The organism is Bacillus sp. VA15 (assembly GCF_055721145.1).
Genome location: NZ_JBVQPQ010000068.1, coordinates 1 through 250 on the forward strand (window position 1 = coordinate 1; position 250 = coordinate 250).

Here is a 250-nt window from a genome sequence, read left to right on the forward strand (position 1 = left end):
ATTGCACAGCACAATGACCGTGCAGGATATCTGTATTCATTTAGGTATCTCTCGAGCGTCCTATTATCGTTGGAAGAAGAATCTGACGAAAGATTATCCCAAGCGCCATTTGGAAAAACAAATCGGCACGTTGTGCCGAGAGCACAGGTATCGATATGGATATCGAAAAATCACAGCCATACTAAAAAAGAGAATGCGTATTAACCATAAAACGGTTCAACGTATTATGCAGAAAAATCAATGGCAGTGC

1 protein-coding gene is annotated in these 250 nt (G+C 40.8%); it reads left to right on the forward strand.

Annotated features, from left to right (window positions below; all coding sequences use genetic code 11):
• Positions 1 to 250 (forward strand): IS3 family transposase (locus AC0DBE_RS21805; RefSeq protein ID WP_472963805.1); only part of this gene is annotated, 250 nt, incomplete at both ends.